Source organism: Luteimonas salinisoli (assembly GCF_013425525.1).
Lineage (GTDB): Bacteria > Pseudomonadota > Gammaproteobacteria > Xanthomonadales > Xanthomonadaceae > Luteimonas > Luteimonas salinisoli.
Window position 1 is genome coordinate 1 of record NZ_JACCKA010000032.1, and the last position, 24,901, is coordinate 24,901.

At 70.3% G+C, this 24,901-nt stretch carries 17 protein-coding genes; 4 read left to right on the top strand and 13 right to left on the bottom strand.

The features are described 5' to 3' along the window. Window positions 1-567: 567 nt before the first annotated feature. Both H0E84_RS04935 and H0E84_RS04940 read left to right on the top strand, forming a co-directional pair. Entirely contained in the window at window positions 568-2,244 is a 1,677-nt protein-coding gene (locus H0E84_RS04935; protein WP_180677526.1) for a long-chain fatty acid--CoA ligase, read from the top strand. Between the two features lie 166 nt (window positions 2,245-2,410). Continuing rightward, window positions 2,411-3,292 carry a crotonase/enoyl-CoA hydratase family protein gene (locus H0E84_RS04940; RefSeq protein WP_180677527.1) on the top strand — a complete coding sequence of 294 codons (882 nt, stop codon included), beginning with the start codon at window positions 2,411-2,413 and terminating at the stop codon, window positions 3,290-3,292. A 24-nt stretch (window positions 3,293-3,316) separates the two neighbouring features. Here H0E84_RS04940 and H0E84_RS04945 read toward each other — a convergent pair whose 3' ends face one another. From H0E84_RS04945 to prfB, 4 genes are all read right to left on the bottom strand, one after another. Continuing rightward, complete coding sequence (locus H0E84_RS04945; protein ID WP_180677528.1) at window positions 3,317-5,488, bottom strand: ATP-binding protein; 2,172 nt, start codon at window positions 5,486-5,488, stop codon at window positions 3,317-3,319. 7 nt (window positions 5,489-5,495) lie between these two features. Further along, on the bottom strand, window positions 5,496-6,593 hold the full coding sequence (locus H0E84_RS04950) for a response regulator (RefSeq protein ID WP_257644073.1): 1,098 nt from the start codon (window positions 6,591-6,593) through the stop codon (window positions 5,496-5,498). Window positions 6,594-6,723: 130 nt separating this feature from the next. After that, entirely contained in the window at window positions 6,724-8,253 is a 1,530-nt protein-coding gene (gene lysS, locus H0E84_RS04955) for a lysine--tRNA ligase (RefSeq protein WP_180677530.1), read from the bottom strand. A 95-nt stretch (window positions 8,254-8,348) separates the two neighbouring features. Beyond that, a protein-coding gene (prfB, locus tag H0E84_RS04960) for a peptide chain release factor 2 (RefSeq protein ID WP_180677531.1) occupies window positions 8,349-9,477 on the bottom strand; the annotation gives its coding sequence in 2 pieces (ribosomal slippage) (window positions 8,349-9,401 and window positions 9,403-9,477; 1,128 coding nt in all). Between the two features lie 116 nt (window positions 9,478-9,593). Here prfB and H0E84_RS04965 point away from each other — a divergent pair. Next, window positions 9,594-11,540 (top strand): diguanylate cyclase, encoded by a 1,947-nt coding sequence (locus H0E84_RS04965; RefSeq protein WP_180677532.1) that lies wholly within the window; start codon window positions 9,594-9,596, stop codon window positions 11,538-11,540. 32 nt (window positions 11,541-11,572) lie between these two features. On the opposite strand, the gene recJ is transcribed toward H0E84_RS04965, so the two are convergent. The 5 genes from recJ to carA all read right to left on the bottom strand — a co-directional run bounded on the left by recJ (window position 11,573) and on the right by carA (window position 19,265). Then, a complete protein-coding gene (recJ, locus tag H0E84_RS04970) occupies window positions 11,573-13,300 on the bottom strand; it encodes a single-stranded-DNA-specific exonuclease RecJ (protein ID WP_180677533.1) in 1,728 nt (575 codons plus the stop codon). After that, on the bottom strand, window positions 13,297-14,247 hold the full coding sequence (locus tag H0E84_RS04975) for a phosphoglycerate mutase (RefSeq protein ID WP_180677534.1): 951 nt from the start codon (window positions 14,245-14,247) through the stop codon (window positions 13,297-13,299). Before H0E84_RS04975 ends, recJ begins: the two co-directional genes overlap by 4 nt. Before the next feature lie 146 nt (window positions 14,248-14,393). Beyond that, window positions 14,394-14,882, bottom strand: a complete 489-nt coding sequence (gene greA / locus H0E84_RS04980) for a transcription elongation factor GreA (protein ID WP_180677535.1) — start codon at window positions 14,880-14,882, stop codon at window positions 14,394-14,396. Continuing rightward, window positions 14,879-18,127, bottom strand: a complete 3,249-nt coding sequence (carB, locus tag H0E84_RS04985; RefSeq protein WP_180677536.1) for a carbamoyl-phosphate synthase large subunit — start codon at window positions 18,125-18,127, stop codon at window positions 14,879-14,881. Before carB ends, greA begins: the two co-directional genes overlap by 4 nt. A 1-nt stretch (window position 18,128) precedes the next feature. Next, window positions 18,129-19,265 (bottom strand): glutamine-hydrolyzing carbamoyl-phosphate synthase small subunit, encoded by a 1,137-nt coding sequence (gene carA, locus H0E84_RS04990; protein WP_180677537.1) that lies wholly within the window; start codon window positions 19,263-19,265, stop codon window positions 18,129-18,131. Window positions 19,266-19,493: 228 nt separating this feature from the next. On the opposite strand from carA, the gene H0E84_RS04995 reads away from it, so the two are divergent. Next, window positions 19,494-19,709 carry a hypothetical protein gene (locus tag H0E84_RS04995; RefSeq protein WP_180677538.1) on the top strand — a complete coding sequence of 72 codons (216 nt, stop codon included), beginning with the start codon at window positions 19,494-19,496 and terminating at the stop codon, window positions 19,707-19,709. A gap of 46 nt (window positions 19,710-19,755) precedes the next feature. Here H0E84_RS04995 and dapB read toward each other — a convergent pair whose 3' ends face one another. The 4 genes from dapB to grpE form a co-directional block, all read right to left on the bottom strand. Next, a complete protein-coding gene (gene dapB / locus H0E84_RS05000; protein WP_180677539.1) occupies window positions 19,756-20,481 on the bottom strand; it encodes a 4-hydroxy-tetrahydrodipicolinate reductase in 726 nt (241 codons plus the stop codon). 203 nt (window positions 20,482-20,684) lie between these two features. After that, a complete protein-coding gene (gene dnaJ, locus H0E84_RS05005) occupies window positions 20,685-21,818 on the bottom strand; it encodes a molecular chaperone DnaJ (RefSeq protein WP_180677540.1) in 1,134 nt (377 codons plus the stop codon). Window positions 21,819-21,977: 159 nt separating this feature from the next. Next, window positions 21,978-23,906, bottom strand: a complete 1,929-nt coding sequence (gene dnaK, locus H0E84_RS05010) for a molecular chaperone DnaK (RefSeq protein ID WP_180677541.1) — start codon at window positions 23,904-23,906, stop codon at window positions 21,978-21,980. Window positions 23,907-24,020: 114 nt separating this feature from the next. Continuing rightward, entirely contained in the window at window positions 24,021-24,557 is a 537-nt protein-coding gene (gene grpE, locus H0E84_RS05015) for a nucleotide exchange factor GrpE (protein WP_180677542.1), read from the bottom strand. Window positions 24,558-24,901: the final 344 nt, after the last annotated feature.

Genomic DNA, 24,901 nt, shown 5'->3' on the forward strand with positions numbered 1-24,901 from the left:
GGGGTGTTGCGGAGAGCAGACCATGGATGGTCTGCGGCCCTGAGTCCGGCCATGGATGGCCGGACCGAAGGGCGGAGCAACACCCCCGGCGCGGCCCCTGCCCCGCACAGTCAACCGAAGGCGCTTTTCCAAGGATCCAACTGCCAGAGGCGGCGATTCACCGGCGCCGCCCCGTGGCGACGGTGATGGATCCTCGCAACGGATAGAACTGCCTGGCGCGGCCGGACCGAAGGGCGGAGCACCACCCCCGGCGCGGCTCACGCCCCGCGCAGTCAACCGAAGGCGCTCTTCCGAGGAGCCATTTGCCAGGCATGGCGATTCACTGGCGCCGCCCCGTGGCGCGCCTGCTACAAGGGCCGAATATCTGACGCGCATCTATTCATTGGCGCTCCCAGTAGCGACGGTATTGCATCCATGCGGCGGATGGGACTGCTCGGCGCGTCCCAGACTACCCCGTGGAGTGCCCTGGCGCAGCCGCCTTGCCAGCCCCTAGAGCCTATGCTCCAATCCGGAGACAACGCACGACGGCGCCCCCAGAGCGCCGCACGCCATCAGGGAGGGGAACGCATGACCATCGAACGTCCGTGGCTGCAGCACTACCAGGCCGGGGTTCCGGAACAGATCGACGTCGACCAGTTCCGCTCGATCCCGGCGGTGCTGCAGGGAGCGATCGACAGCTTCCGCGACCGCCCGGCGTTCTCCAACCTCGGGCGCACCATCACCTATGGCGAGGTCGACGAACTCAGCCGGCAGTTCGCCGCCTACCTGCTCGGCGAGCTCAAGCTCAAGAAGGGCGACCGGGTCGCGATCATGATGCCCAACTGCCTGCAATACCCCATCGCCACCTTCGGGATACTGCGCGCGGGCCTGACCGTGGTCAATGTCAACCCGATGTACACGGTGCGCGAGCTCAAGCACCAGCTGGTCGACTCCGGCGCCAGCGTGATCCTGGTGCTCGACAACTTCGGCGACACCGTGCAGAAGTCGCTCGCCGACACCCCGATCCGGCAGGTCGTGACCACCGGCCTGGGCGACATGTTGGGCTTCCCCAAGGGCGCGATCGTCAACTTCGTGCTCAAGTACGTCAAGAAGATGGTGCCGGACTACAGCATCCAGGGCACGGTGCGCTTCCGCGACGCGCTGAAGGCCGGGCAGGCGCATTCGCTGCCCGAGGTCTCCATCGATCCCGGCGACATCGCCTTCCTGCAGTACACCGGCGGCACCACCGGCGTCGCCAAGGGCGCCATGCTGACCCACCGCAACATGGTCGCCAACATGCAGCAGGCCGCGGCCTGGATCGGCACCGGCCTCGAGCCGGGGCGCGAGACGATCATCACCGCGCTTCCGCTCTACCACATCTTCGCATTGACCGCGAACGGCCTGGTCTTCATGAAGTTCGGCGGGCTCAATCACCTGATCACCAATCCCCGCGACATGCCCGGATTCGTCAAGGAACTCAAGGGGGTGAAGTTCTCGGCGATCACCGGCGTGAACACCCTGTTCAACGGCCTGCTCAACACGCCGGGGTTCGATGAGGTCGATTTCTCGCACCTCAAGCTCACCCTGGGGGGCGGGATGGCGGTGCAGCGCGCCGTCGCCGAGCGCTGGAAGAAGACCACCGGCGTTCCCCTGATCGAGGCCTACGGCCTGACCGAGACCGCCCCCGCGGCCTGCATCAACCCGATGGACATGTCGGACTACAACGGCGCCATCGGCCTGCCGATCCCGTCCACCGACGCCTGCGTCAAGGACGAGGCCGGCAACATGCTGCCGGTCGGCGAGGTGGGCGAGCTGTGCATCAAGGGCCCGCAGGTGATGAAGGGCTATTGGCAGCGGCCCGAGGAAACCGCAAGCGCCATCGATGCCGATGGCTGGCTGCACACCGGCGATATGGCGAAGATGGACGAGAGCGGCTTCTTCTACATCGTCGACCGCAAGAAGGACATGATCCTGGTCTCGGGCTTCAACGTGTACCCGAACGAGGTCGAGGACGTGATCGCGATGATGCCGGGGGTGTTGGAGGTCGCCGCCGTCGGCGTGCCCGACGAGAAGTCCGGCGAGGTGGTCAAGGTGGTCATCGTCAAGAAGGACCAAGGCCTGACCGCCGACCAGGTCAAGGCCCACGCCCGCGAGAACCTCACCGGCTACAAGCAGCCGCGGATCGTCGAGTTCCGCAAGGAGCTGCCGAAAACCAACGTCGGCAAGATCCTGCGCCGCGAACTGCGGGACGCTCCTGCGGGCTGAACCCGCCGAAAACCGGCTTTTTCCCCACCGGGGGCGCCCGAATCACTTGAAGTTTGGCGGATTTCGGCGCATAGAAGGGGCCAATCGGGCAACCGTCACACTCTGGCCACCGGCCGGGAGCCCGACCGGCCGGCCCTCCCTTCTCTCTCACCCTCAGGGGATTGTCATGAACAACGTCGAAAAGCTGTTGCGCGTTCGTCCGTATCCGACCATGCGCGTCGAATCGGACCCCGCCGACTCCACCCACTGGATGTACATGCACACCGGTCTGGTCCAGGGCGCAAGGCCCTGCTTCCACCCGGCGCTCATGACCGACATGTGGAGCTTCCTGAACTCGATCACGCTGCGAGACAACCAGCGCGAGCCCGGCAAGCTGCGCCACGTGGTCATCGCATCGGATGCCGGGGCGTTCAATCTCGGCGGGGACCTGGAGCTTTTCGCCGAACTGATCCGCAAGGGCGACCGCGAACAGCTGCTCGCGTACGCCAGGAAGTGCGTCGATGGCGTCTACCACATCCACACCGGCCTGGGCGGCGACGTGCGGACGATCGCCCTGGTGCAGGGCGACGCGCTCGGCGGCGGTCTCGAACTGGCGCTGTCGTGCCACACCATCGTCGCCGAGAAGGGCGTCGGCATGGGGCTGCCGGAAGTGCTGTTCGGCCTGTTCCCCGGCATGGGCGCCTACTCCTTCCTCAGCAAGCGGGTCTCACCGCAGCTGGCCGAGAAGATCATCCTCGAAGGCAACGTCTACAGCAGCGAGGAGATGCACGCCATGGGCGTGGTGGACATCCTCGTGCCGAAGGGCGAAGGCGAGGCCGCGGTCGAGGAACTGCTCCGCCGCCAGCGCCGCGCGTCCTACGCCCACGTCGCGCTCAACGCCGTCAGGAACATCGCCCAACCGGTCGGCTACAACGAACTGATGGGCATCACCGAAGTCTGGGTGGATACCGCGCTGGCCCTGGGCGAGCGATCCCTCAAGACGATGGACCGGATCGTGCGGGCCCAGACCCGCCGCACCTACGACGCCAAGGTCGGCCTCGGCGCCTGAGCCCGGCGCTCTCCGCCTTCCTGCTCAGCTTTCAGGACCACGGTCGCGCGCGGCGATGGAACGCCCGCGCGCACCGATCACCGTTCTGCCCGTCTCGAAGCTGCGCCGCAGCTTCTCCAGGCGCGATTTCCACTCCTTGCCCACCTGCCATTCCGCCAGCCGCATCAGTTCGCCGCTGGACGCCGACAGGCGCACGAGCCCGAGATTGCTGGCCACGCCCTTCAGGGCGTGCGCCTGATCCCGCACCTCGGACCAGTTCGCGGCATTGCCGGCGATCTCGATGCGAGCCAGGCAGCCCGCGGCGTCTTCCAGGCACTGGTTGATGAACTTGGCGACGAAACTCTGGCCCATGCCGAGCGCAGCCAGTTCCTCGAGCACTTCCGGATCGAACTCGGCATCGAGGTCCTTGCGATGGGCGACGGTGCTGGATTCCGCTTCGCTCTGCCGCGGGGCGCCGCCGGGACTGGCGATGTCGGCGATCAGGTCGAGCAGTTTCGCGGCGACCACCGGCTTGGCCAGGAAGGCGTAGGCGCCGGCGCTGCGGCAGTTGGCCATGGCCTCCGGCGTCACGTCCGCGCTCAGCACCACGACCGGCGTGCGCGGCGCCCCGGCTTGCATGGTTCGAAGGTGCCGCAGCAGATCCAGGCCGCTGAGGTTCGGCATGTGCAGGTCGACCACGATCAGGTCGTAGTCGTGCAGCTCCACCGCCTCCAGGACTTCCTCGCCATCCACCACGCTGACCACGGTATGCCCGGCCTTCCGTAGCAGGCGCTCGAGCACCATCCGGTTCGCGGCGTGGTCGTCCGCAATCAGGATCTGCAGGCTGCGCACCCGCGCCCGGTGGCGAAGGAACGGATCGGTGAAGGCGATGACGTTGTGCTGCGATCGGCCGCCGTCCTCGAATTCGAGCGCGACGGCCGGTTGTTCCGGCGCTGCCGGATCCGCCAGCGCGAACGGAAGCTCGACCCAGAACTTGCTGCCGGCGTGCTCGCGGCTCTCGAACCCGATGCTTCCGCCCATCGCCTCGGTGAGCTTCTTGGCGATGCTGGTCCCCAACCCGCTGCCGCCGAACCCGCGCGCCAGGGTGCCGTCCACCTGCTCGAAGGCGTCGAACAGCCGCTCGCGCGCAGTCTCCGGAATGCCGATGCCGGTGTCGGTCACCGTGAACCGGAGCCGCACCCCGCCGCCCTCGCCCTCGGCCAGGGTGATGTCCAGCTGCACGGAGCCCTGCGGCGTGAATTTGACGGCATTGCCCGCCAGGTTGGTCAGCACCTGCCGCAGGTGCTCGGCATCGCCGTGGAGACGATCGGGCACGTCGCTGCCGATCCGCGATTCGTAGCGCAAGCCCTTGGCCTCGGCGGACGGCCTGAGCATCAGTTCGATTCCCTCGACCACCCGACGCAGGGAGAATTCGGCTTCGTTGAGCTTGAGTTTCCCGGCCTCGATCGCCGAGATGTCCAGCACGTCCTCGACCAGCGCGAGCAGGCTGCGGGTGGAAGCCTGGATGGTTGCCAGGTACTCGCGCTGCTCCACGTCCAGGCGGGTGGTCGCCATCAGTTCCGACATTCCGGCCAGCCCGTTGAGCGGGGTGCGGAACTCGTGGCTCATATTGGCGAGAAAACGGCTTTTCGCCTCGTTCGCGCGCATCGCCTCGTTGGTGGCGCGTGTCAGCGCCCGCAACAGGCCGGACAGGTACAGGGGAATCGCCACCAGGCCGACCAGCAGGCCGATACCCAGGCTCAGATTGGCGTACCAGTAAGGATTGGCGGCGAGTGCGGTGCCGAAGCTCAGCACCGCCATCGCCATCGCCGCGTAGAGATAGCGATTGCCGAACCGCAAGCCGTTGCCGACCGTCACCCACATCACGATCACGTAGACCCACGCCAGCGGCCCGCCCATCAGGGTCATGGCAGCCCCCATGAGCCCATAGTCGGAGAGCATTCCGACGACCCTGCGAAGGTGCGAGGTCCGGGGGTTCGCGACGATCCCTACGAGGATGCAGGCACCGATGATGAAGCCCGCCATGACCATGGACATGACCGGCACGAACGCGGCCGGGCGCGATCCCGAATGATCGCTCCACAGCAGGTACAGCAGGACCACCGAAAGCACGAGCAGGCGCACGATGGCCTGACCGTGCTCGCTGTCGGGGCGACCGCGGAGGCGTGCCCTGGTCCATTCCAGCGCGGAACTCATGGCGCGGTCACTGCAGGTGCTGGCGGACCAGCGGCTGGCCGAAGCGGCGCGAGAGTTCCTCGAGCCGGTCGCGGTTGCGCAGCAGCGCGTCGACGCAGCGCGGATCGAACAGCTTGCCGCTGTTCTCGGAGATGTAGCCCAGCGCCTCGTCGATGGTCCAGGCGCGCTTGTAGGGCCGCCGCGAGATCAGCGCGTCGAACACGTCGGCCACCGCCACGATCCTGGCCTCGACCGGGATCTCCTCGCCGACCAGGCCGTCCGGGTAGCCGCTGCCGTCGTAGCGCTCCTGGTGGCGCAAGGCGATGGTGGCGCTGAGCTGGATGAAGCGGTTCTGGCTGCCGCTGAGCAGGTCGTAGCCGATCTGCGGATGCTTGCGCATCAGCGCCGTCTCCTCGGCGTCGAGCGGACCGGGCTTCATCAGCAGGGCGTCGGGGATGGCGATCTTGCCGATGTCGTGCAGCGGCGCCGCCAGCTCGATCATCCGCACCTCGTCCTCGAACAGCCCCATCTCGTCGGCGACCAGGCCGGCGATGTGGGCGACGCGCTCGAGGTTGGCGCTGGTGCCGGCGTCGCGGTAGGCGATCGCCCGCGCCAGCCGGGTCAGGGTCTCGCGCTCGCGCTCTTCGACCTCGTGCATGCTCGAGAGCAGCCGCTGCTCCAGCGACAGCGCCCGCTGCTTCACCGATTCGGAATGCTGCCGCAGTTGCAGCAGGTTGCGGCAGCGCGCGCGCAGCTCGCGCGGGCGGATCGGCTTGACCAGGAAGTCGATCACCCCGGCATCCAGGGCCGCCTGGCGCACCGGCTCGTCGCCGACCACGGTGACCAGCACGATCGGTACGTCGCGATGCAGCAGCGGACGCCGGAACCGGCGCGCGAACTCCAGGCCGTCGATCCCCGGCATCCGGTAGTCGAGCAGGAGCAGGTCGGGGCGGTTGTCGTGGCACCACTGCAGCGCGACCTGCGGGTCGCCGAAGTCGAGCACGTCCAGCTCGGGACTGATGTCCTCGAGAATATGCCGCAGCATGGTGCGTGCGGACGTCTGGTCGTCGACGATGACGATATTCACATCGCAGTCCCGTTGGCTGGAACCGGCCCCCCCGGACAGGACGGGATAGTGGCCGGACTGGGGGTACGCAAGCAAGTCCCGTGCCCCGGGGGGGCGGCACGGATCGGGGGGTACCTCCATTCAGCAACGCGATTCGGGCCGCCGGCAGGACAGCACCTGACCATCAGGGTCATTCCCTGCCCTGCTCCGCCGCTTCCGGACGCATATAGGGAAACAACAGTACGTCACGGATCGAGGCCGAATCTGTGAACAGCATCACCAGTCGGTCGATGCCCACGCCCAGCCCGCCGGTCGGCGGCAGCCCCACCTCGAGCGCGCGGATGTAGTCGGCATCGTAGTGCATGGCCTCGTCGTCGCCGCCCGCCATCGCCTCCACCTGGGCCCGGAACCGCGCCGCCTGGTCCTCGGGGTCGTTGAGTTCGGAGAAGCCGTTGGCCATCTCGCGGCCGCCGATGAACAGCTCGAAGCGGTCGGTGATGCCGGTGTCGGTGTCGGACTCGCGCGCCAGCGGCGAGACCTCGACCGGGTAGTGGGTGATGAAGGTCGGCTGCACCAGGGTGTCCTCGACCGTGCGCTCGAACACTTCCAGCAGCAGCTTGCCCCAGCCCCAGGCCGGCTTGAGCGGGATCCGAAGGCGCTCGCAGTGGCGCGCCAGGGCGTCGCGGTCGCGGCAGTCGGCGGCGGAGATCTCCGGGTTCAGCTCGCGCACCGCTTCCTCGAGCTTCCAGCGGCGGAATGCCGGCCCCAGGTCGATGGCCCTGCCCTCCCACTGCAGCGCCGTCGTCCCCAAGGTCTGCTGCGCGACGTCGCGGATCATTCCCTCGGTCAGGTCCATGACCTCGCCGTAGCCGACGTAGGCCTGGTAGAGCTCGAGCATGGTGAACTCGGGATTGTGCCGGGTCGACACGCCCTCGTTGCGGAAGTTGCGGTTGATCTCGTAGACCCGCTCGAAGCCGCCGACCACCAGCCGCTTGAGGTAAAGCTCCGGCGCCACCCGCAGGTAGAGCTCCAGGTCCAGGGCGTTGTGGTGGGTGACGAACGGCCGCGCGGCGGCGCCGCCGGCGATGTAGTGCATCATCGGCGTCTCCACCTCGAGGAAGCGCCGCGCATCCAGCCAGCCGCGCATCGCGGCGATGATTCGCGAGCGCCGCACGAACACCTCGCGCGCCTGCGGGTTGACGATCAGGTCGACGTAGCGCTGGCGGTAGCGTTGCTCCACGTCGGCCAGACCGTGCCATTTGTCCGGCAGCGGCCGCAGCGCCTTGGTCAGCAACCGCAGCGCATCGGCCTTCACCGAAAGTTCGCCGGTGCGGGTGCGCATCAGCGTGCCCTCGACGCCGACGATGTCGCCGACGTCCCAGCCCTTGAAGGCGTCGTAGCGCTCGCCCAGCGCGGCCGACTGCAGGAACAGCTGGATGCGCCCGCCGACGTCCTGGATCTGGGCGAAGGCGGCCTTGCCCATCACCCGCTTGGCCAGCAGGCGGCCTGCCAGCGCGACGCGGCGCCCCCCGGCCTCGAGCGCCTCGCCGCTCCAGCGCTCGGCGTCGGCGTACTCGGCCTGCAGGTCGCCCGCCTCGTCGCTGCGGCGGAAGTCGTTCGGGTATGCCACGCCCTGCGCGCGCAGCGCTCTGAGCTTGCCGCGGCGCTCGGCGACCAGGGCGTTCTCGTCGGCTGGGGGTTGCTGGCTGCGGTCGGACATAGGGAGCGCATCTGTGGGAGCGACGGCGGTCGCGACTGGGGTCGAGGCATCCGGGTCGCGACTTCCGTCGCTCCCGCATGGCCGAATGCGGAGGGCTACACTGCGTCGGTGCGTTTGGAACCCGCCTCGAGTCCCGCCTTGAGGCTGGCCGCGACGAACTCGTCGAGGTCGCCGTCGAGCACCTTCTGGGTGTCGGAGCGTTCGATGCCGGTGCGCAGGTCCTTGATCCGCGACTGGTCGAGCACGTAGTTGCGGATCTGGCTGCCCCAGCCGATGTCGGACTTGGTGGCTTCCACCGCGTCCTTCTCGGCGTTGCGCTTCTGGATCTCCAGCTCGTACAGCTTGGCCGCCAGCATCTTCATCGCGGTGTCGCGGTTGGCGTGTTGGCTGCGCCCGGTCTGGCAGGCCACCACGATGCCGGTCGGCACGTGGGTGATGCGCACCGCCGACTCGGTCTTGTTGACGTGCTGGCCGCCGGCGCCGGAGGACCGGTACACGTCGGTCTTCAGGTCCGCCGGGTTGATCTCGATGTCGATGTCGTCGTCCACCTCGGGCGAGACGAACACCGAGGTGAAGCTGGTATGGCGGCGGTTGTCCGAGTCGAACGGCGACTTGCGCACCAGCCGGTGCACGCCGGTCTCGGTCTTCAGCCAGCCGTAGGCGTAATCGCCCTCCACGCGCACGGTGGCCGACTTGATGCCGGCTACCTCGCCGCCGCTGACCTCCATCAGCTCGGTCTTCCAGCCGCGCGACTCGGCCCAGCGCAGGTACATGCGCAGCAGCATCTCGGCCCAGTCCTGCGCCTCGGTGCCGCCGGCGCCGGCCTGGATGTCGACGAACGCGGGCGCCGGGTCCATCTTCCCGGAAAACATCCGCTGGAACTCGAGCCTGTCGACCTCGGAGGCGTAGCGCTCGACGTCGTCGACCACCGCCTGCGCGGTGTCCTGGTCGTCCTCGGCCTCGGCCAGCGCGAGCAGCTCCCCGGCGCCGGCCAGGCCGGTGGTCAGCGAACCGATGCCGTTGACGATGCGGTCCAGCAGCGAGCGCTCGCGGCCCAGCGCCTGGGCGCGCGCGGGGTCGTCCCAGATCTTGGGGTCCTCGAGCTCGCGCTCGACCTCTTCCAGCCGTTCGCGCCTGGCATCGTAGTCAAAGATACCCCCTCAGCGCGTCCAGCCGACCCTGCAGGTCGGCGATGCGCTGGCGGACGGGATTGAGTTCGATCATGTCCGGAACCGTGGATCTGGCAAGCCGGCGATCTTAGCAAGTCCGGCCGGCCAAGTCCGGCGCCGCGCGGCGGCGCGGCCGGAAGGAGACGCGGATTGCGTCGCTACAATTCGAAGATGTCCGTATTCCGTTCGCCACCGCCGCCCTGGCTCGCCGCGCTCGCCTGCGCGGCGCTGCTGTTCGCGCAGCCCGCGCCGGCCGCACCGCCGTCGCCGCCCCCCGGCGGAGACGATGTCGATGCCGCGGTAGCGCGCTGCCTGGCCCTGCGCCGCAGCGAACCCGGCGCGGCCATCGCCGAAGCGGAAGCGGTCCTCGCCCTGCCCGGACTGCAGGCCGAGCACGAGATCGAGGCGCTGGCCTGCCTGGGCATGGCCGCGGCGATCGTCGGGGACGCGCGGCGCGCCAACGCCGCGGCGGAGCGGATCGGCCGGCAGCTCGACGCCTACCCGATGCCCCCGGAGTTCGCCCTGCGCGCGTTATCCAATACCGGCGCGATCCTGCACGCGACCGGCGAAGTGCACGGCGCGCTGGAGTACTACGTGCGCGCCTGGGAGGCGGCGCGCGACGACGAGGCCGCCATCGCCCAGGCCGTCGCGCTGACCAACATCGCCATGATCCACGCCACCGAACTCGGCGCGCTGGAAATCGCGGACGGCTACTACAGGCAGGCGCTGGCTCTGTCCGCCGAGGCCGGGCGCGAGGATCCGATCCTCGACTACAACTACGCTCTCAACCTGGCGCGCCTGGGGCGCGACGAGCAGGCCCTGGAGGCGTTCGCGCTGGCGGCGGAGCGCGGCCGGCGGCTCGACCAGGCCATGGTCGTCCATCGCGCCGACGCCGAGCGCCTGGCGCTGCTGGCGCGCGCGGGCGACGTCGGGGATGCGGAGCCGCGGCTCGAGGCGATCGCGGGCGCGCAGGCCGCCCTGCCCGACCCCTCCGGCGAAGCGCTGACGCGGGTGCGCCTGGCGCGACTGGCCCTGCAGCGCGGCGATGGCGGGGCTGCGCTGCACCAGGCGCAGGCCGCCGAGTCGCTGGCCGTCGGCCCAGGGTTCCGTGCCGAGCGGATCGCCGCACTCGAGGCGCAGATCGAGGCGCAACGCGCGCTGCAGCGGCCGGCGCAGGCGCTCGCGGCGGCCGAGCGCCTGCGCCGGCTCGAAGTCTCGACGCTCGAGGCGCAGAATCTCGCCGCGCTGGCCGGTCTGCAGGCGCGCCTGCAGGATGCCGGGCGCGACCGCGAGATCGCGACCATCCGCGAGCACGACCAGGAGCAGGCGCAGACGCTCGACCAGACCCGTCTGCTGCGCAACTGGGCGATCGCCAGCCTGGTCCTGCTGGCCCTGGCGCTGGTGGCGTTCGCGCTCTACCAGCGCCGCGTCAACCGCAGGCTGCGGCGCATGGGGGCCGTGGATGCCCTCACCGGCCTGCTCAACCGCGGTGCCGCGGTGCGACGCCTGGACCAGGCGCTTGGCCACCCCCAGGCCGCGCCGGCCGGAGGCGGGGCCGACATCCGCAGCGGCACCGCCTTTCTGATCGACATCGATCACTTCAAGCGCTTCAACGACCGCCACGGTCACGCCGCCGGCGATGCGGCGCTGGTGGAGGTGGCCGCGCGCCTGGAACGCGCCTGCCGGCCCGGCGACGTGGTCGCGCGCTGGGGCGGCGAGGAGTTCCTGGTGGCCTGCTTCGGCCTCGACCAGGGCGGTGCCGGTGCGGTCGCCGAGCGCCTGCGCAGCGCGGTCGCCGAGGCCCGGCTGCAACTCAGCGACGGCGCGCAGCAGCGCCTCAGCGTCTCGATCGGGTTCGCCTGCTGGCCGTTCTTCCCGGTGCGCGGCGCTTCCGGCAGCGACTGGCAGCAGGCGGTCGCCCTGGCCGATCGCGCGCTGGACGCCGCCAAGCGCAGCGGGCGCGACGCCTGGGTCGGGCTGTGCGGCCGCCCCGGGCGGGACGCCGCGGCCGCGGCAGTGGTCGCCGATCCGGCGCGCTACATCGCGCTGGGCGACGTCGGTGCGGTCTCCAGTCGCGACCCGGTGCAGTGGGCCGACGAGCCGCACGAGGCGGCCTGAGCCATCCGGACGGGCGCCGCTGCCGCGCCGCCTCAGGCGGGTTCGCGGTACTCGACCACCAGCTGGATCGCGGCGCCGCCGCGGTAGTCGTCGGGCGCCAGGCGGTACGCCAGGCGCATCCGCGACGGCGGCTCGGCGCCGTCGAGGCCGCCGAAATGGATCGCCTCGAGCGGCTCGCGGCGGCCCTCCGCGCGCAGCCGCAGCTTCAGATGGCGCTGGCCGACCGGCCGCCAGTCCAGCAGCGCGAACTCGCCGTCGAACAGCGGCTCCGGGAACCCCTGTCCCCACGGCCCGCCGTCGCGCAGCGCCTCGGCGTGGAAGCGGTCGAACTCGCCGGGCTGCAGCTCGCCGTCGCTGTCGATCAGCGACTGCAGCAGCGCCGGGTCCAGGGACCGGGCGGCATGGGCGCAGAACGCCCGTTCGAACGCCGCGAAGCGCGTCGCGTCCAGGCTCAGGCCGGCGGCCATGGCATGGCCGCCGAAGCGATCGATCAGGCCCGGCTCGGCGGCGTCCAGCGCCGCCAGGGCGTCGCGCACGTGGAAGCCCGGGATCGAGCGCGCCGAGCCGCGCAGGGTCGCGCTGCCGGGCTCGGCCGGGGCGAACGCCACGACCGGCCGATGCAGCCGCTCCTTCAGCTTCGAGGCGACCAGCCCGATCACTCCCGGGTGCCAGTCGGGATCGAACAGGCACAACGCTGCGGGCGTGGCGTCCGTCGCTGCGAACTCACCGCGCCTGGCGATCGCGGCCTCGGCCTCGTCGACCATCGCCTGTTGCACGCCGCGGCGCTCGGCGTTGATGCCGTCGAGCAGGCGCGCCAGCTCGCGCGCGCGTCCCGGCTCGTCGCAGAGCAGGCACTCGATGCCGATCGCCATGTCCTCCAGGCGCCCGGCGGCGTTGAGCCGCGGTGCCAGCGCGTAGCCGATGTCGGCGGCGGTCAGCCGGCCGGCCTGGCGGCCCGAGACCTCGATCAGCGCCGCCAGCCCGGGGCAGCCGCGGCCGGCGCGCAGCCGCCGCAGTCCCGCCGCCACCAGGGCGCGGTTGTTGGCGTCGAGCGGCACCAGGTCGGCGACCGTGCCGACCGCCACCAGGTCCAGCAGCGCCGCCAGGTCCGGCCCGGGTCCGGTGAAGGCGCCGCGCCCGCGCAGCACCCCGCGCAGCGCCAGCAGCACGTAGAAGATCACCCCGACCCCGGCCAGCGCCTTGCTGGGAAAGCCGTCGCCTGCGAGGTTGGGATCGACGATCACGTCGGCCGGCGGCAGCCGCTCGCCGGGCAGATGGTGGTCGGTGACCAGCACCCGCCAGCCGTGGGCCTTGGCCGCGGCGATCCCCTCATGGCAGGCGATGCCGTGATCGACGGTGACCAGCAGGTCGGGCTCGAGCGCCGCCAGCTCCTCCACCAGCGCCGGCGAGAGCCCGTAGCCGTGGACCATGCGGTTGGGCACCGCGTGGGCGACGTCGCCGGCACCGAGCATGCGCAATCCGCGCACCGCCACCGCGCACGCGGTGGCGCCGTCGCAGTCGAAGTCGCCGACCACCACGATCCGGCGCCCGCCGGCGATCGCGTCGGCCAGCAGGATCGCGGCATCGGCGATCCCGGTCATGGCGTCCGGGGGCAGCAGGTGGGCCAGTCGCGGCTGCGCCAGTCCGGGATCGTCGATCCCGCGCGCGGCATAGATCCGCTGCAGCAGCGCCGGCACGTGCGCAGGCCAGATTCCGGTGACCGTGCAATCGCGGCGGCGGATGCGGCGCGGCGGCGTCATCGCTGCAGCGAGGCCTGCGGGCGGCGCCAGAACCGCCAGCGCTGGCCGCGGGCGAAGCGATATCCCTGGCCGTCCTCGAGATCCAGCTGCAGCGCCGCCAGTTCGCCCCGCCCGAGTGCGGCGAACGCCGGCGTCAGCCACGCCTGGGCGAACTGCCGCAGGTCGCGCAGCGCGCGCAGGTCGAACAGGGCGTCGGCCGCGGGCGCCGCGAACTCCGCGTCGCCGGGCCCGGCCGGGACGCCGGCCGCGGTCGCCAGCGCGCACAGCGATTCGTCGTCGCTGCCCACCGCCGAAAGCCCGCTGGCGACGCGATCCGGCAGCACCCCGCCACCCCAGAACCACAGCGAATTGACCATGGCCCGTCCGCGCGCCGCGCGTGCGGCGTTCAGGGGGTGGTTGTGCAACACGATCTGCGCCTCGTTGAGCAGCGCCCGCCAGCGCCGGCCCTCGGCGCCCTCGGCCAGGTGCTCGAACAGGTCCGCGCCGAGGGCCTCCGACGGCGGTGCGAACCGCGGCAGTTGCGCCTGCGGCGGCAGGCGCAGGTACCAGCGCGACGGCGTCGGCGCATCGATCGGAAACCCGGCGTCGCCGAACAGCGGTTTCAGCGGTCGCAGCAGCGCGGCGGCTTCCGCGGCCTCCAGCGCCAGCGCCTCACCGCAGGCGAGCAGGCGCGCGCCGTTGATGTCGGGGCGGACATGGGCGGGATCGGCGCGCAGCCAGGCATGGCCGGCTGCGTCGCCGGCGTCGGCCTGGCGGGTCAGCGCGGCGAACGGCAGCCGCCGCGGCAGGACCTCGAAATGGCGCAGCAGCTGGGCCTGCCCGCCGGCCTCGCCCGCGGGTGGCCGGTCGGCTCGCCCCAGGGCCTGGGCGCAGGCCCGCTCGAGGCGCTGTGCCCCGAACGCAGCGGCCGCGGGAAGGAGGAAGATGGCGCTCGGCGCTGCGGTCATGCCCGGGACGCGAAGGCCGGGAGGCCGCCCGAACGACGATCCGCCGCCGCGGATACCGCCTCGCCCGTAGCGCCCTGCGCTGCGTGCGGGGCCGCCGGCGGGCGCCGCCGGCGGCTGCCGAACCTGCGTTCGCGCACGCTCATCGGTCAGCCGTAGCGGACCGAGACGATGTCGTACTCGCGGGTGCCGCCGGGGGCCTCGATGGTCACGCTGTCGCCTTCGTGCTTGCCGATCAGCGCGCGCGCCACCGGCGAGGAGATCGCAATCAGCCCCTGCTTGATGTCGGCCTCGAGGTCGCCGACGATCTGGTAGCGGCGGACGTGGTCGGGCGCGTCCGGCGCCAACTCGACGTCCTCGAGCTCGACCTGGGCGCCGAACACGATCTTCGAGCCCGCATTCAGGGTCGCCACGTCGATGATCTGGGCGTGCGACAGCTCGCCCTCGAGCTGCTTGATCCGGCCCTCGATGAAGCTCTGCTGCTCGCGCGCGGCATGGTACTCGGCGTTCTCCTTGAGATCGCCGTGGGCGCGCGCCTCGGCGATGGCGGCGATCACCGCCGGCCGCTTCACCGACTTCAGTTCCTCCAGTTCGGCGCGCAGACGCTGCGCCCCCTGGACCGTCAATGGTGCTCTCATGCCTGCCTCAGTTCCTCATGCAGTTCCTGCAGCGCCAGCACCGGGCCGCCGCCGCGGTACTCCAGAGAATGCAGCAATGCCCGGGCGCCGGCAATCGTGGTGGAATAGGTGATGCGCTGCTGCAGCGCCTCGCGGCGGATCGAGAACGAGTCGGCGATCGCCTGCTTGCCCTCGGTGGTGTTGACGATGTAGGCGATCTCGCCGTTCTTGATCAGGTCGACCACGTGCGGCCGGCCCTCGATCACCTTGTTGATGCGCTCGCAGGCGATGCCGTGCTCGTTCAGCCAGCGTGCGGTGCCGAGCGTGGCCACCAGGGTGTAGCCGCGTTCCAGCAGGTCGCGGGCCACCGGCAGCACCCGCGGCTTGTCCGGATCGCGCACCGACACGAACACCTTGCCCGAGGTCGGCGGGGTGCGGATGCCCGCGGCCTCCTGGGCGCGCGCGAACGCAGCGCCGAAGCTGCGGCCCACGCCCATCACCTCGCCGGTCGAGCGCATCTCCGGGCCCAGGATCGGGTCCACGCCCTGGAACTTGGCGAACGGGAAGATCGCCTCCTTCACCGAGTAGTACCCGGGCACCACCTCCTCGGTGACGCCCTGCTCGGCCAGGCTGCGGCCGGCCATGCAGCGCGCGGCGATCTTGGCCAGCGGCAGGCCGGTGGCCTTGGACACGAACGGCACCGTCCGCGAGGCGCGCGGATTGACCTCCAGCAGGAAGATCAGGTCCTCGCCCTCGCCGTTGGTCTGCACCGCGAACTGCGTGTTCATCAGGCCGACCACGTTCAGGCCGCGCGCCAGCGCCACCACCTGTTCGCGCAGCCGCGCCTGGGTGGCGGGCGAGAGCGAGTACGGCGGCAGCGAACACGAGGAATCGCCGGAGTGCACCCCGGCCTCCTCGATGTGCTCCATCACCCCGCCGATCAGCACCTGGCCGGCGGCGTCGGCGATGACGTCGACGTCGACCTCCACGGCGTTGTCGAGGAAGCGGTCGAGCAGTACCGGCGACTCGTTGGAGACCTTCACCGCCTCGCGCATGTAGCGCTCGAGGTCGACGTCCGCGTGCACGACCTCCATGGCGCGGCCGCCGAGCACGTAGCTCGGCCGCACCACCAGCGGGTAGCCGATCTCGCGCGCCAGCACCAGCGCCTCCTCGGGATTGCGTGCGGTACGGTTCGGCGGCTGCTCGAGGCCCAGCCGGCTCACCAGCTGCTGGAAGCGCTCGCGGTCCTCGGCCAGGTCGATCGAATCGGGCGAGGTGCCGATGATCGGCACCCCGGCGGCCTCGAGCGCGCGCGCCAGTTTCAGCGGCGTCTGCCCGCCGTACTGCACGATCACGCCCTTCGGCTGCTCGACCTCGACGATCTCCAGCACGTCCTCGAGGGTCAGCGGCTCGAAGTACAGGCGGTCGGAGGTGTCGTAGTCGGTGGACACGGTCTCCGGGTTGCAGTTGACCATGATGGTCTCGAACCCGTCCTCGCGCAGCGCCAGCGCCGCGTGCACGCAGCAGTAGTCGAACTCGATGCCCTGGCCGATCCGGTTCGGCCCGCCGCCCAACACCATGATCTTGTCGCGGCCGGTCGGCTCGGCCTCGCACTCGTCCTCATAGGTCGAATACAGGTAGGCGGTACTGGTGGCGAACTCCGCCGCGCAGGAATCGACGCGCTTGTAGACCGGACGGATGCCGAAGGCGCGGCGCAATGCGCGGATCGCGTGCTCGTCGCTGCCGGTCAGCTGCGCCAGCCTCGCATCGGAGAAGCCCATGCGCTTGAGGCGGCGCAGGCGCGCCGCGTCGAGCGCCTGCAGCCCCGCCGCGGACACCGCGCCCTCCTCCGCCACCAGCTCCTCGATCTGGTCGAGGAACCACGGGTCGACGAACGACAACGCGTGCACGTCCTCGACGGACATGCCGCTGCGGAACGCGTCGGCGAGGTGGAAGATGCGCTCGGCCCCCGGCTCCTTGACCTCGCGCCGCAGCGCGGTCAGCCCTTCCTCGGTGTCCAGCGCCAGCCCGGTCGGGTCGAGTCCGACCTTGCCGGTCTCCAGCCCGCGCAGCGCCTTCTGCAGCGATTCCTGGAAGCTGCGGCCGATCGCCATGACCTCGCCCACCGATTTCATCTGCGTGGTCAGGCGCGCGTCGGCCTGCGGGAACTTCTCGAAGGCGAAGCGCGGGATCTTGGTGACCACGTAGTCGATCGCCGGTTCGAACGAGGCCGGGGTCAGGCCGCCGGTGATCTCGTTGCGCAGCTCGTCGAGGGTGTAGCCGATGGCGAGCTTGGCGGCGATCTTGGCGATGGGGAAGCCGGTGGCCTTGGAGGCCAGCGCCGAGGAACGCGACACCCGGGGGTTCATCTCGATCACCACCACGCGCCCGGTCTCGGCGTTGATGCCGAACTGCACGTTGCTGCCGCCGGTATCGACGCCGATCTTGCGCAGCACCGCGATCGAGGCATCGCGCAGGCGCTGGTATTCCTTGTCGGTCAATGTCTGCGCCGGGGCCACCGTGATCGAGTCACCGGTGTGCACGCCCATCGGGTCGAAGTTCTCGATCGAGCAGACGATGATGCAGTTGTCCGCGGTGTCGCGGACCACCTCCATCTCGAATTCCTTCCAGCCCAGCACCGATTCCTCGATCAGCACCTCGTGGGTCGGCGACAGCTCGAGGCCGCGCTTGACGATCTCCTCGAACTCCTCGCGGTTGTAGGCGATGCCGCCGCCGCTGCCGCCCAGGGTGAAGCTGGGGCGGATGATGGTCGGATAGCCGACGGTGGTCTGGATCTCGACCGCCTGGTCGAACGACTTCGCCACCGCCGCCTTCGGGCATTCCAGGCCGATCTCGGCCATCGCCACCCGGAACAGCTCGCGGTCCTCGGCCATGCGGATGGCCTCGCGACGGGCGCCGATCAGCTCAACGCCGTACTTCTCGAGCACGCCGTTGTCGGCCAGGTCCAGCGCGCAGTTGAGCGCGGTCTGGCCGCCCATCGTCGGCAGCAGCGCGTCGGGCTTCTCCTTGGCGATGATCTTCTCGACCATCTGCCAGGTGATCGGCTCGATGTAGACCGCATCGGCCATTTCCGGATCGGTCATGATCGTGGCGGGGTTGGAGTTGACCAGCACCACCCGGTAGCCCTCCTCGCGCAGCGCCTTGCAGGCCTGCGCCCCGGAGTAGTCGAACTCGCAGGCCTGGCCGATGACGATCGGCCCGGCGCCGATGATCAGGACGGTCTTGATGTCGGTGCGCCTGGGCATGTCAGTGGTTCCCGGAATTCTGGTTCTGCATCAGCGCGACGAAGCGGTCGAACAGCGGCGCCACGTCGTGGGGGCCCGGCGAGGCCTCCGGGTGGCCCTGGAAGCCGAAGGCCGGCGCGTCGGTCAGCTCGATGCCCTGGTTGCTGCCGTCGAACAGCGAGCGGTGGGTGACGCGCACGTTGGCCGGCAGGGTCGCCTCGTCGACGGCGAAGCCGTGGTTCTGCGAGGTGATCATCACCCGGCCGCTGGCGAGATCCTGGACCGGGTGGTTGGCGCCGTGGTGGCCGAACTTCATCTTCACGGTGCGCGCGCCCGCGGCCAGGCCGAGCAGCTGGTGGCCCAGGCAGATACCGAAGATCGGCACCCGGCGCTCGATGCAAGTGCGAATCGCCGCGACCGCATAGTCGCAGGGTTCCGGATCCCCCGGGCCGTTGGCCAGGAACACCCCGTCCGGCGCCATCGCCAGCACCTCGCTGGCCGGGGTCTGCGCCGGCACCACGGTGATCTCGCAGCCGCGCGCCGCCAGCATCCGCAGGATGTTGCGCTTGACCCCGTAGTCCCAGGCGACCACCCGGAAGCGCGGCTCGGTGCGACCGAACGCGCCGCTGTCGAGGTCCAACTCGCCCTCCGACCAGACGTAGCGCTCGCGCGTGCTGACTTCCTTTGCCAGGTCCATGCCCTTCAGGCCCGGGAACTTGCGCGCCGCCTCGATGGCACGGTCGGCGTCGATCACGCCGGCCATCAACGCGCCGTTCTGGGCGCCGCGGTCGCGCAGCAGTCGGGTCAGCCGGCGGGTGTCGATGCCGGAGATCGCCACGACCCCGCGTTCCTGCAGCCACTGCGGCAGCGGCGTCCGGCTGCGCCAGCTGCTGGGCCGCCGCGGCACGTCGCGCACGATCAGGCCGGCGGCCCAGGCCTGCGCCGCCTCGTCGTCCTCAAGATTGCAGCCGGTATTGCCGATATGCGGATAGGTCAGGGTGACCAGCTGCCGGGCATAGGAGGGATCTGTGAGGATCTCCTGGTAGCCGGTCATCGCGGTGTTGAACACCACCTCGCCCACCGAAAGGCCGGGCGCGCCTGCGGAGATGCCCTCGAAGACGCTGCCGTCCTCGAGTGCCAGGATTGCGGGTTGGGTCACGGACGCTCGCCTTGTGTGGGGAAACCCTGTTCCGCCGATCTGCGGCTGCAGAAAACCGCGGACGTGGCGGCTACCAGTCCGGGCGGCGGTGATCAGGCGAGCGGGAATTGTACCGGCGAGCCGGGCAAAAGGGAACGGCGCGCGGGCCCGCCGCCCGGCGGTGGAAATCGGGCGCGCCGGCGCTGCGCCAGCTTTGCGTCAATGGGGCCCGGGGCCCCGGGAGGGAACATGAAGCCGAACGCCATCCACGCCAAGACCGCCGCCGGGCAGCACGAGATCGCGCACCGGTCCAGCGCCATCGACGCGCGTCACCGCACCCTGCTGATCATGATCGACGGCCACCGAAGCTTCGCCGACCTGGCGCCGTTGATGGGCGGGGCCGGGGCGCTCGAGCCGATGCTGGCGCGGCTGGAGGCGCTGGGGATGGTCGCGGCCGCGAGCTGAACGACTGCTTCCGCGGCGAGGCGTTTGGGGGCGCGGGCCGGTCGGGCTAGCCTGGATCCGCGAACAGCAGTTCGCGCAGCCCGTAGCGGCCTGGCCCTTGCCGGGTCAGGCGCACGGCCGCGGCCAGCGCCCCGCGCGCGAAGATGTCGCGGCTGGTGGCGCGGTGCACCAGCTCGATGCGCTCGCCGATGCCGCTGAACTGCACGGTGTGCTCGCCGACGATGTCGCCGGCACGCAGGCTGGCGTAGCGCGGTGCGGCGCCGGCTCGCCGCGCGCTTTCGCCGAGCGCCAGGGCCGTCCCCGAGGGCGCATCCTGCTTGTGCACGTGGTGGGCCTCGACGATGTCGCAGTCCCAGTCGCCCAGGGCGCGGGCGGCGCGTTCGACGAGTTCGTCCAGTACCGCCACGCCGAGGCTGTAGTTCGCCGCCCACAGCACCGGGATGCGCTCCGCGGCCGAGGTCAAGGCCAGCTGCTGCTCGTCCGACAGCCCGGTGGTGCCGGACACCAGCGCCGCGCCCCGCTGCACGCACAGCGCCAGCAAACGGTCCAGGCCGTCGGGCAGGCTGAAGTCGACCGCCACGTCGAACGCCGGCACGCCGTGCAGCTCGGCGGCGGCGAAGTGCGGCACGCCGTCGATCACCCGCTGGTCGACCCGCCGCGCCACCGCCGCTACCGCACGGCAGTCGTCGCGGCCCTCGCACAGGCGCAGCAGGGCCCGGCCCATGCGTCCGGAGGCGCCGTGGATCAGCAGGCGGATGGGTTGGTCGGACATCGGCGCAGGCTACCGGCGGCCGACCGGCGCGACAAGCCGCGACCCACCCCCTGCGCCGCCGGACCGGTCCGCCCCCACCGCCGGTGGTCCGCCCCCCGTAGAGCGGAGCTTGCTCCGCTGCTCCAGGCCCCGGATCCCGCGCAGCCGAGCAAGCTCGGCTCTACGGGGCGTCGGCGCCCGCGTCATGAAGGGGGGGTGCGGATTCAGGAGGTCATGCGCTCCCAGAAGCCGCGCACGCCGTCGACGAAGGTGCTGGACTTCGGCGAGTGCCGCCGGGCGCCGTCTCCCTTGAACGTCGCCTCGAAGCGCTCCAGCAACTCGCGCTGCTCGGCGGTCAGGTTGACCGGCGTCTCGACCACCACCTTGCAGTAGAGGTCGCCGGGCTTGCGGCTGCGCACCGAACGCACCCCCTTGTCGCGCAGGCGGAACACGCGGCCGGTCTGGGTCTCCACCGGAATCCGGATCTCCGCCTCGCCGCCCAGCGTCGGGACCCGCACCACGTCGCCAAGCGCCGCCTGCGAGATCCGGATCGGCACCTCGCAGTGCAGGTCGTCGCCGTCGCGCACGAAGATGTCGTGGGGGCGGACCCGCACCTCGACGTACAGATCGCCGGGCGGCGAGCCGGCGGGACCGGCCTCGCCCTCGCCCGCCAGGCGGATGCGGTCGCCGGAATCGACCCCGGGAGGGATCTTCACCGACAGCACCTTCTCCTCCTCGACCCGGCCGGCGCCGTGGCAGGCCCGGCAGGGGTTGGCGATCACCTGGCCGCGTCCGCCGCAATGCGGACAGCTCTGCTGCATGGTGAAGATGCCGCGCTGCATGCGCACCTGGCCGCGACCGTGGCAGGTGCCGCAGGTGGTGACCTTGCCGTCCTCCGAGCCGGAGCCGCTGCAGCTCTCGCAGCCGGCCAGGGTCGGCAGCTCGATGCGCTTGTCGATCCCGGCCACCGCCTCCTCGAGGTCCAGCTCGAGCACGTAGCCGACATCGGCCCCGCGCCGCGCCGCGCCGCGGGCGCCACCGCCGAAGATGTTGCCGAAGATGTCGCCGAAGATGTCGCCCATGTCGGCGAAGCCCGGGCCGCCGGGCCCGGCATTGCCGCCACCCATGCCGTGCTCGAAGGCGGCGTGTCCGTGCTGGTCGTAGAGGCGGCGCTTGCCGCCGTCGGACAGCACCTCGTAGGCCTCCTTGCACTCCTTGAAGGCGGCCTCGGCCTCCTGGTTGCCCGGGTTGCGGTCCGGGTGGTGCTTCATCGCGCAGCGCCGGTAGGCCTTCTTCAGCTCTTCCTCGCCGGCGCTGCGGGCCACGCCCAGGACTTCGTAGTAATCGCGTTTGCTCATAGGGCCGTGAATCGGGAATCGGGAATCGGGGATGGGGAATCGTTAAAGGCGGGCGCGTCCTCGCCTACGCTCTTCTTGATTCGGAAACCGGGAACTGGAAAGAGCGAAGGAGCCGGGCCGTGACCCCGCCCCTCCGATTCCCGATTCCCTATTCCCGATTCACTGCTTCTTCTCGTCGTCCTTGACCTCGGTGAATTCCGCATCCACCACGTCGTCGGCGGCCTGGCGGGTACCGCCGTCGCCGCCCTCGGCGCCGGGCTGCTCCTGGCCGGCCGCGGCGGCGGCCGCGAACAGCGCCTGGGCGGCCTCCTCCAGCGCCTTGGTCTTGGCCTCGATCTGGCCCTTGTCGTCGCCCTTCATCGCGGTGTCGAGCTCGGCGATGGCGGACTCGGCGCGGCCGATCGCATCGCCCGGCACCTTGTCGCCGTTGTCCTTGATCGCGCTGCGGGCGCTGTGGATCAGCGCGTCGGCCTGGTTGCGGGCCTGCACCAGCTCCTGGAACTTCTTGTCCTCCTCGCGGTGGGCCTCGGCGTCGGCCACCATCCGCTGGATCTCGTCGTCCGACAGGCCGGAGCCGGCCTTGATTTCGACCTTCTGTTCCTTGTTGGTCTTCTTGTCCTTGGCCGACACGTGGAGGATGCCGTTGGCGTCGATGTCGAACGACACCTCGACCTGCGGCATGCCGCGCGGCGCCGCGTCGATGCCGGTCAGGTCGAACTTGGCCAGCGACTTGTTGAAGCGGGCCTGCTCGCGCTCGCCCTGCAGCACGTGCACCGTGACCGCGGACTGGTTGTCCTCGGCGGTGCTGAAGGTCTGCGAGGCCTTGGTCGGCACCGTGGTGTTCTTCTCGATGATCTTGGTGAACACGCCGCCCAGGGTCTCGATGCCCAGGCTCAGCGGGGTCACGTCGAGCAGCAGCACGTCCTTGACGTCGCCGGCCAGCACGCCGCCCTGGATCGCCGCGCCCACGGCCACGGCCTCGTCCGGGTTGACGTCCTTGCGCGGCTCCTTGCCGAAGAACTCCGCCACCGCCGCCTGCACCTTGGGCATGCGGGTCTGGCCGCCGACCAGGATCACCTCGTCGATGTCGCTGCCGCGCAGGCCGGCATCGTTGAGCGCGGTGCGGCACGGCTCGATGGTCTTCTTGACCAGGTCCTCGACCAGCGCCTCGAGCTTGGCGCGGGTGAGCTTGATGTTCAGGTGCTTCGGCCCGGAAGCGTCGGCGGTCACGTAGGGCAGGTTGACCTCGGTCTGCTGCGAAGACGACAGCTCGATCTTGGCGCGCTCGGCGGCGTCCTTCAGCCGCTGCAGCGCGAGAGGATCCTTGCGCAGGTCGATGCCCTGGTCCTTGTTGAACTCGTCGACCAGGTAGTCGATGACGCGCTTGTCGAAGTCCTCGCCGCCGAGGAAGGTGTCGCCGTTGGTGGCCAGCACCTCGAACTGCTTCTCGCCGTCGACTTCCGCGATCTCGATGATCGACACGTCGAAGGTGCCGCCGCCCAGGTCGTACACCGCCACCTTGCGGTCGGCGCCCTTCTTGTCCAGACCGTAGGCCAGCGCCGCCGCGGTCGGCTCGTTGATGATGCGCTTGACCTCCAGGCCGGCGATGCGGCCGGCGTCCTTGGTGGCCTGGCGCTGCGAGTCGTTGAAGTACGCCGGCACCGTGATCACCGCCTCGGTGACCTTCTCGCCCAGGTAATCCTCGGCGGTCTTCTTCATCTTCTCGAGGATGCGCGCGGAGATCTCCTGCGCGGACAGCTTCTTGCCGTCGCTGGTCGCCACCCAGGCGTCGCCGTTGTCGTGCTCGAGAATCTTGTACGACACCAGGCCGATGTCCTTTTGGACCTCGGCATCGCCGAACTTGCGGCCGATCAGGCGCTTGACGGCGTAGAAGGTATTGTTGGGGTTGGTGACGGCCTGGCGCTTTGCGGATGCGCCGACCAGGACTTCGCCGTCCTTGCTGTAGGCGACGATCGACGGCGTGGTGCGATCGCCCTCGCTGTTCTCGATGACGCGGGTCTTGCCGCCTTCCATGATCGCCACGCACGAATTGGTCGTGCCGAGGTCGATGCCGATGATCTTAGCCATGGTGGTTCCTCTGGATCGTTGTATCTGTCTGATTGGTGGCGGGCTGGCCGCCGCTGGGGTCTATCTGGGGGCTGCGCCGGTGGCTTCAAGCGCCGCGGACGGCGACCGCGACGCTCAGCCGCTCCTGGCCACGACCACCAGCGCAGGGCGCAGCAGCCGTTCGTTCAGCACGTAGCCCTTCTGGAACAGCTGGGCGACCGCACCCGGGGGCAGCCCTTCCGCATCGACCACGCTCATCGCCTGGTGGCGTTCCGGGTCGAAGGCGTCGCCGGGGCCCGGCGCCACCTCGGACAGGCCGTTGGACTCGGCCACCTTGTGCAGCTGGCGCAGGGTCAGTTCGACCCCGGCGCGCAGCGGATCGCCCTCGGGGGCATTCGCCAGGCCCGCCTCGAGGCTGTCGAACACCGGCAGCAGTTCGCCCAGCAGGCGCTCGTTGGCGAAGCGGCGCGCATTGTCCAGGTCGCGCGCCAGGCGCTTGCGCTGGTTGTCGAGGTCGGCACGCTCGACCAGCGACCGGGCACGCAGCTGTTCCAGCTCGCCCTGCAGCGCCTCGATCCGGTCGTGCAATGCGTCCTGCGCCTGCTCGGCGGCATGGGCCCGCTCGCCGGCCGGCTGCTCGCCGGGCTGGTTTTCATTGGCTTCGTTGCTCATGTCCTGTCCACCGGCGGTCGATCGGCCGCCGCAGTGCGCTGCAATGGGGGCCGGTGCCGGCGATTCAAGGGCTTCACCATTCGAACCCACGCGGCAGGTTCGTGGGCTTCGGAGCCAGCGGCGCCCAGGCGGCGAATGCTCCACGGCTCGGTCGGGCCATCCATGGCCTGCTTTCCGCATATACCCGGCCCGGGCGCCGCACCGGTCATTTCCTTTCGGATCTCCGGCAGCCCACCCACCCGAAGCCGGCCATCGGCCAAGCGGGAGTCGCGCCGGGGGTGTTGCGGAGAGCAGACCATGGATGGTCTGCGGCCCTGAGTCCGGCCATGGATGGCCGGACCGAA

Excerpts from the sequence above, each read along its gene's own strand:
- H0E84_RS04935 (WP_180677526.1), top strand. The coding sequence starts at position 568 with ATGACCATCGAACGTCCGTGGCTGCAGCACTACCAGGCCGGGGTTCCG.
- H0E84_RS04940 (WP_180677527.1), top strand. The coding sequence starts at position 2,411 with ATGAACAACGTCGAAAAGCTGTTGCGCGTTCGTCCGTATCCGACCATG.
- H0E84_RS04945 (WP_180677528.1), bottom strand. The coding sequence starts at position 5,488 with ATGAGTTCCGCGCTGGAATGGACCAGGGCACGCCTCCGCGGTCGCCCC.
- lysS (WP_180677530.1), bottom strand. The coding sequence starts at position 8,253 with ATGTCCGACCGCAGCCAGCAACCCCCAGCCGACGAGAACGCCCTGGTC.
- H0E84_RS04965 (WP_180677532.1), top strand. The coding sequence starts at position 9,594 with ATGTCCGTATTCCGTTCGCCACCGCCGCCCTGGCTCGCCGCGCTCGCC.
- recJ (WP_180677533.1), bottom strand. The coding sequence starts at position 13,300 with ATGACGCCGCCGCGCCGCATCCGCCGCCGCGATTGCACGGTCACCGGA.
- H0E84_RS04975 (WP_180677534.1), bottom strand. The coding sequence starts at position 14,247 with ATGACCGCAGCGCCGAGCGCCATCTTCCTCCTTCCCGCGGCCGCTGCG.
- greA (WP_180677535.1), bottom strand. The coding sequence starts at position 14,882 with ATGAGAGCACCATTGACGGTCCAGGGGGCGCAGCGTCTGCGCGCCGAA.
- carB (WP_180677536.1), bottom strand. The coding sequence starts at position 18,127 with ATGCCCAGGCGCACCGACATCAAGACCGTCCTGATCATCGGCGCCGGG.
- H0E84_RS04995 (WP_180677538.1), top strand. The coding sequence starts at position 19,494 with ATGAAGCCGAACGCCATCCACGCCAAGACCGCCGCCGGGCAGCACGAG.
- dapB (WP_180677539.1), bottom strand. The coding sequence starts at position 20,481 with ATGTCCGACCAACCCATCCGCCTGCTGATCCACGGCGCCTCCGGACGC.
- dnaJ (WP_180677540.1), bottom strand. The coding sequence starts at position 21,818 with ATGAGCAAACGCGATTACTACGAAGTCCTGGGCGTGGCCCGCAGCGCC.
- dnaK (WP_180677541.1), bottom strand. The coding sequence starts at position 23,906 with ATGGCTAAGATCATCGGCATCGACCTCGGCACGACCAATTCGTGCGTG.
- grpE (WP_180677542.1), bottom strand. The coding sequence starts at position 24,557 with ATGAGCAACGAAGCCAATGAAAACCAGCCCGGCGAGCAGCCGGCCGGC.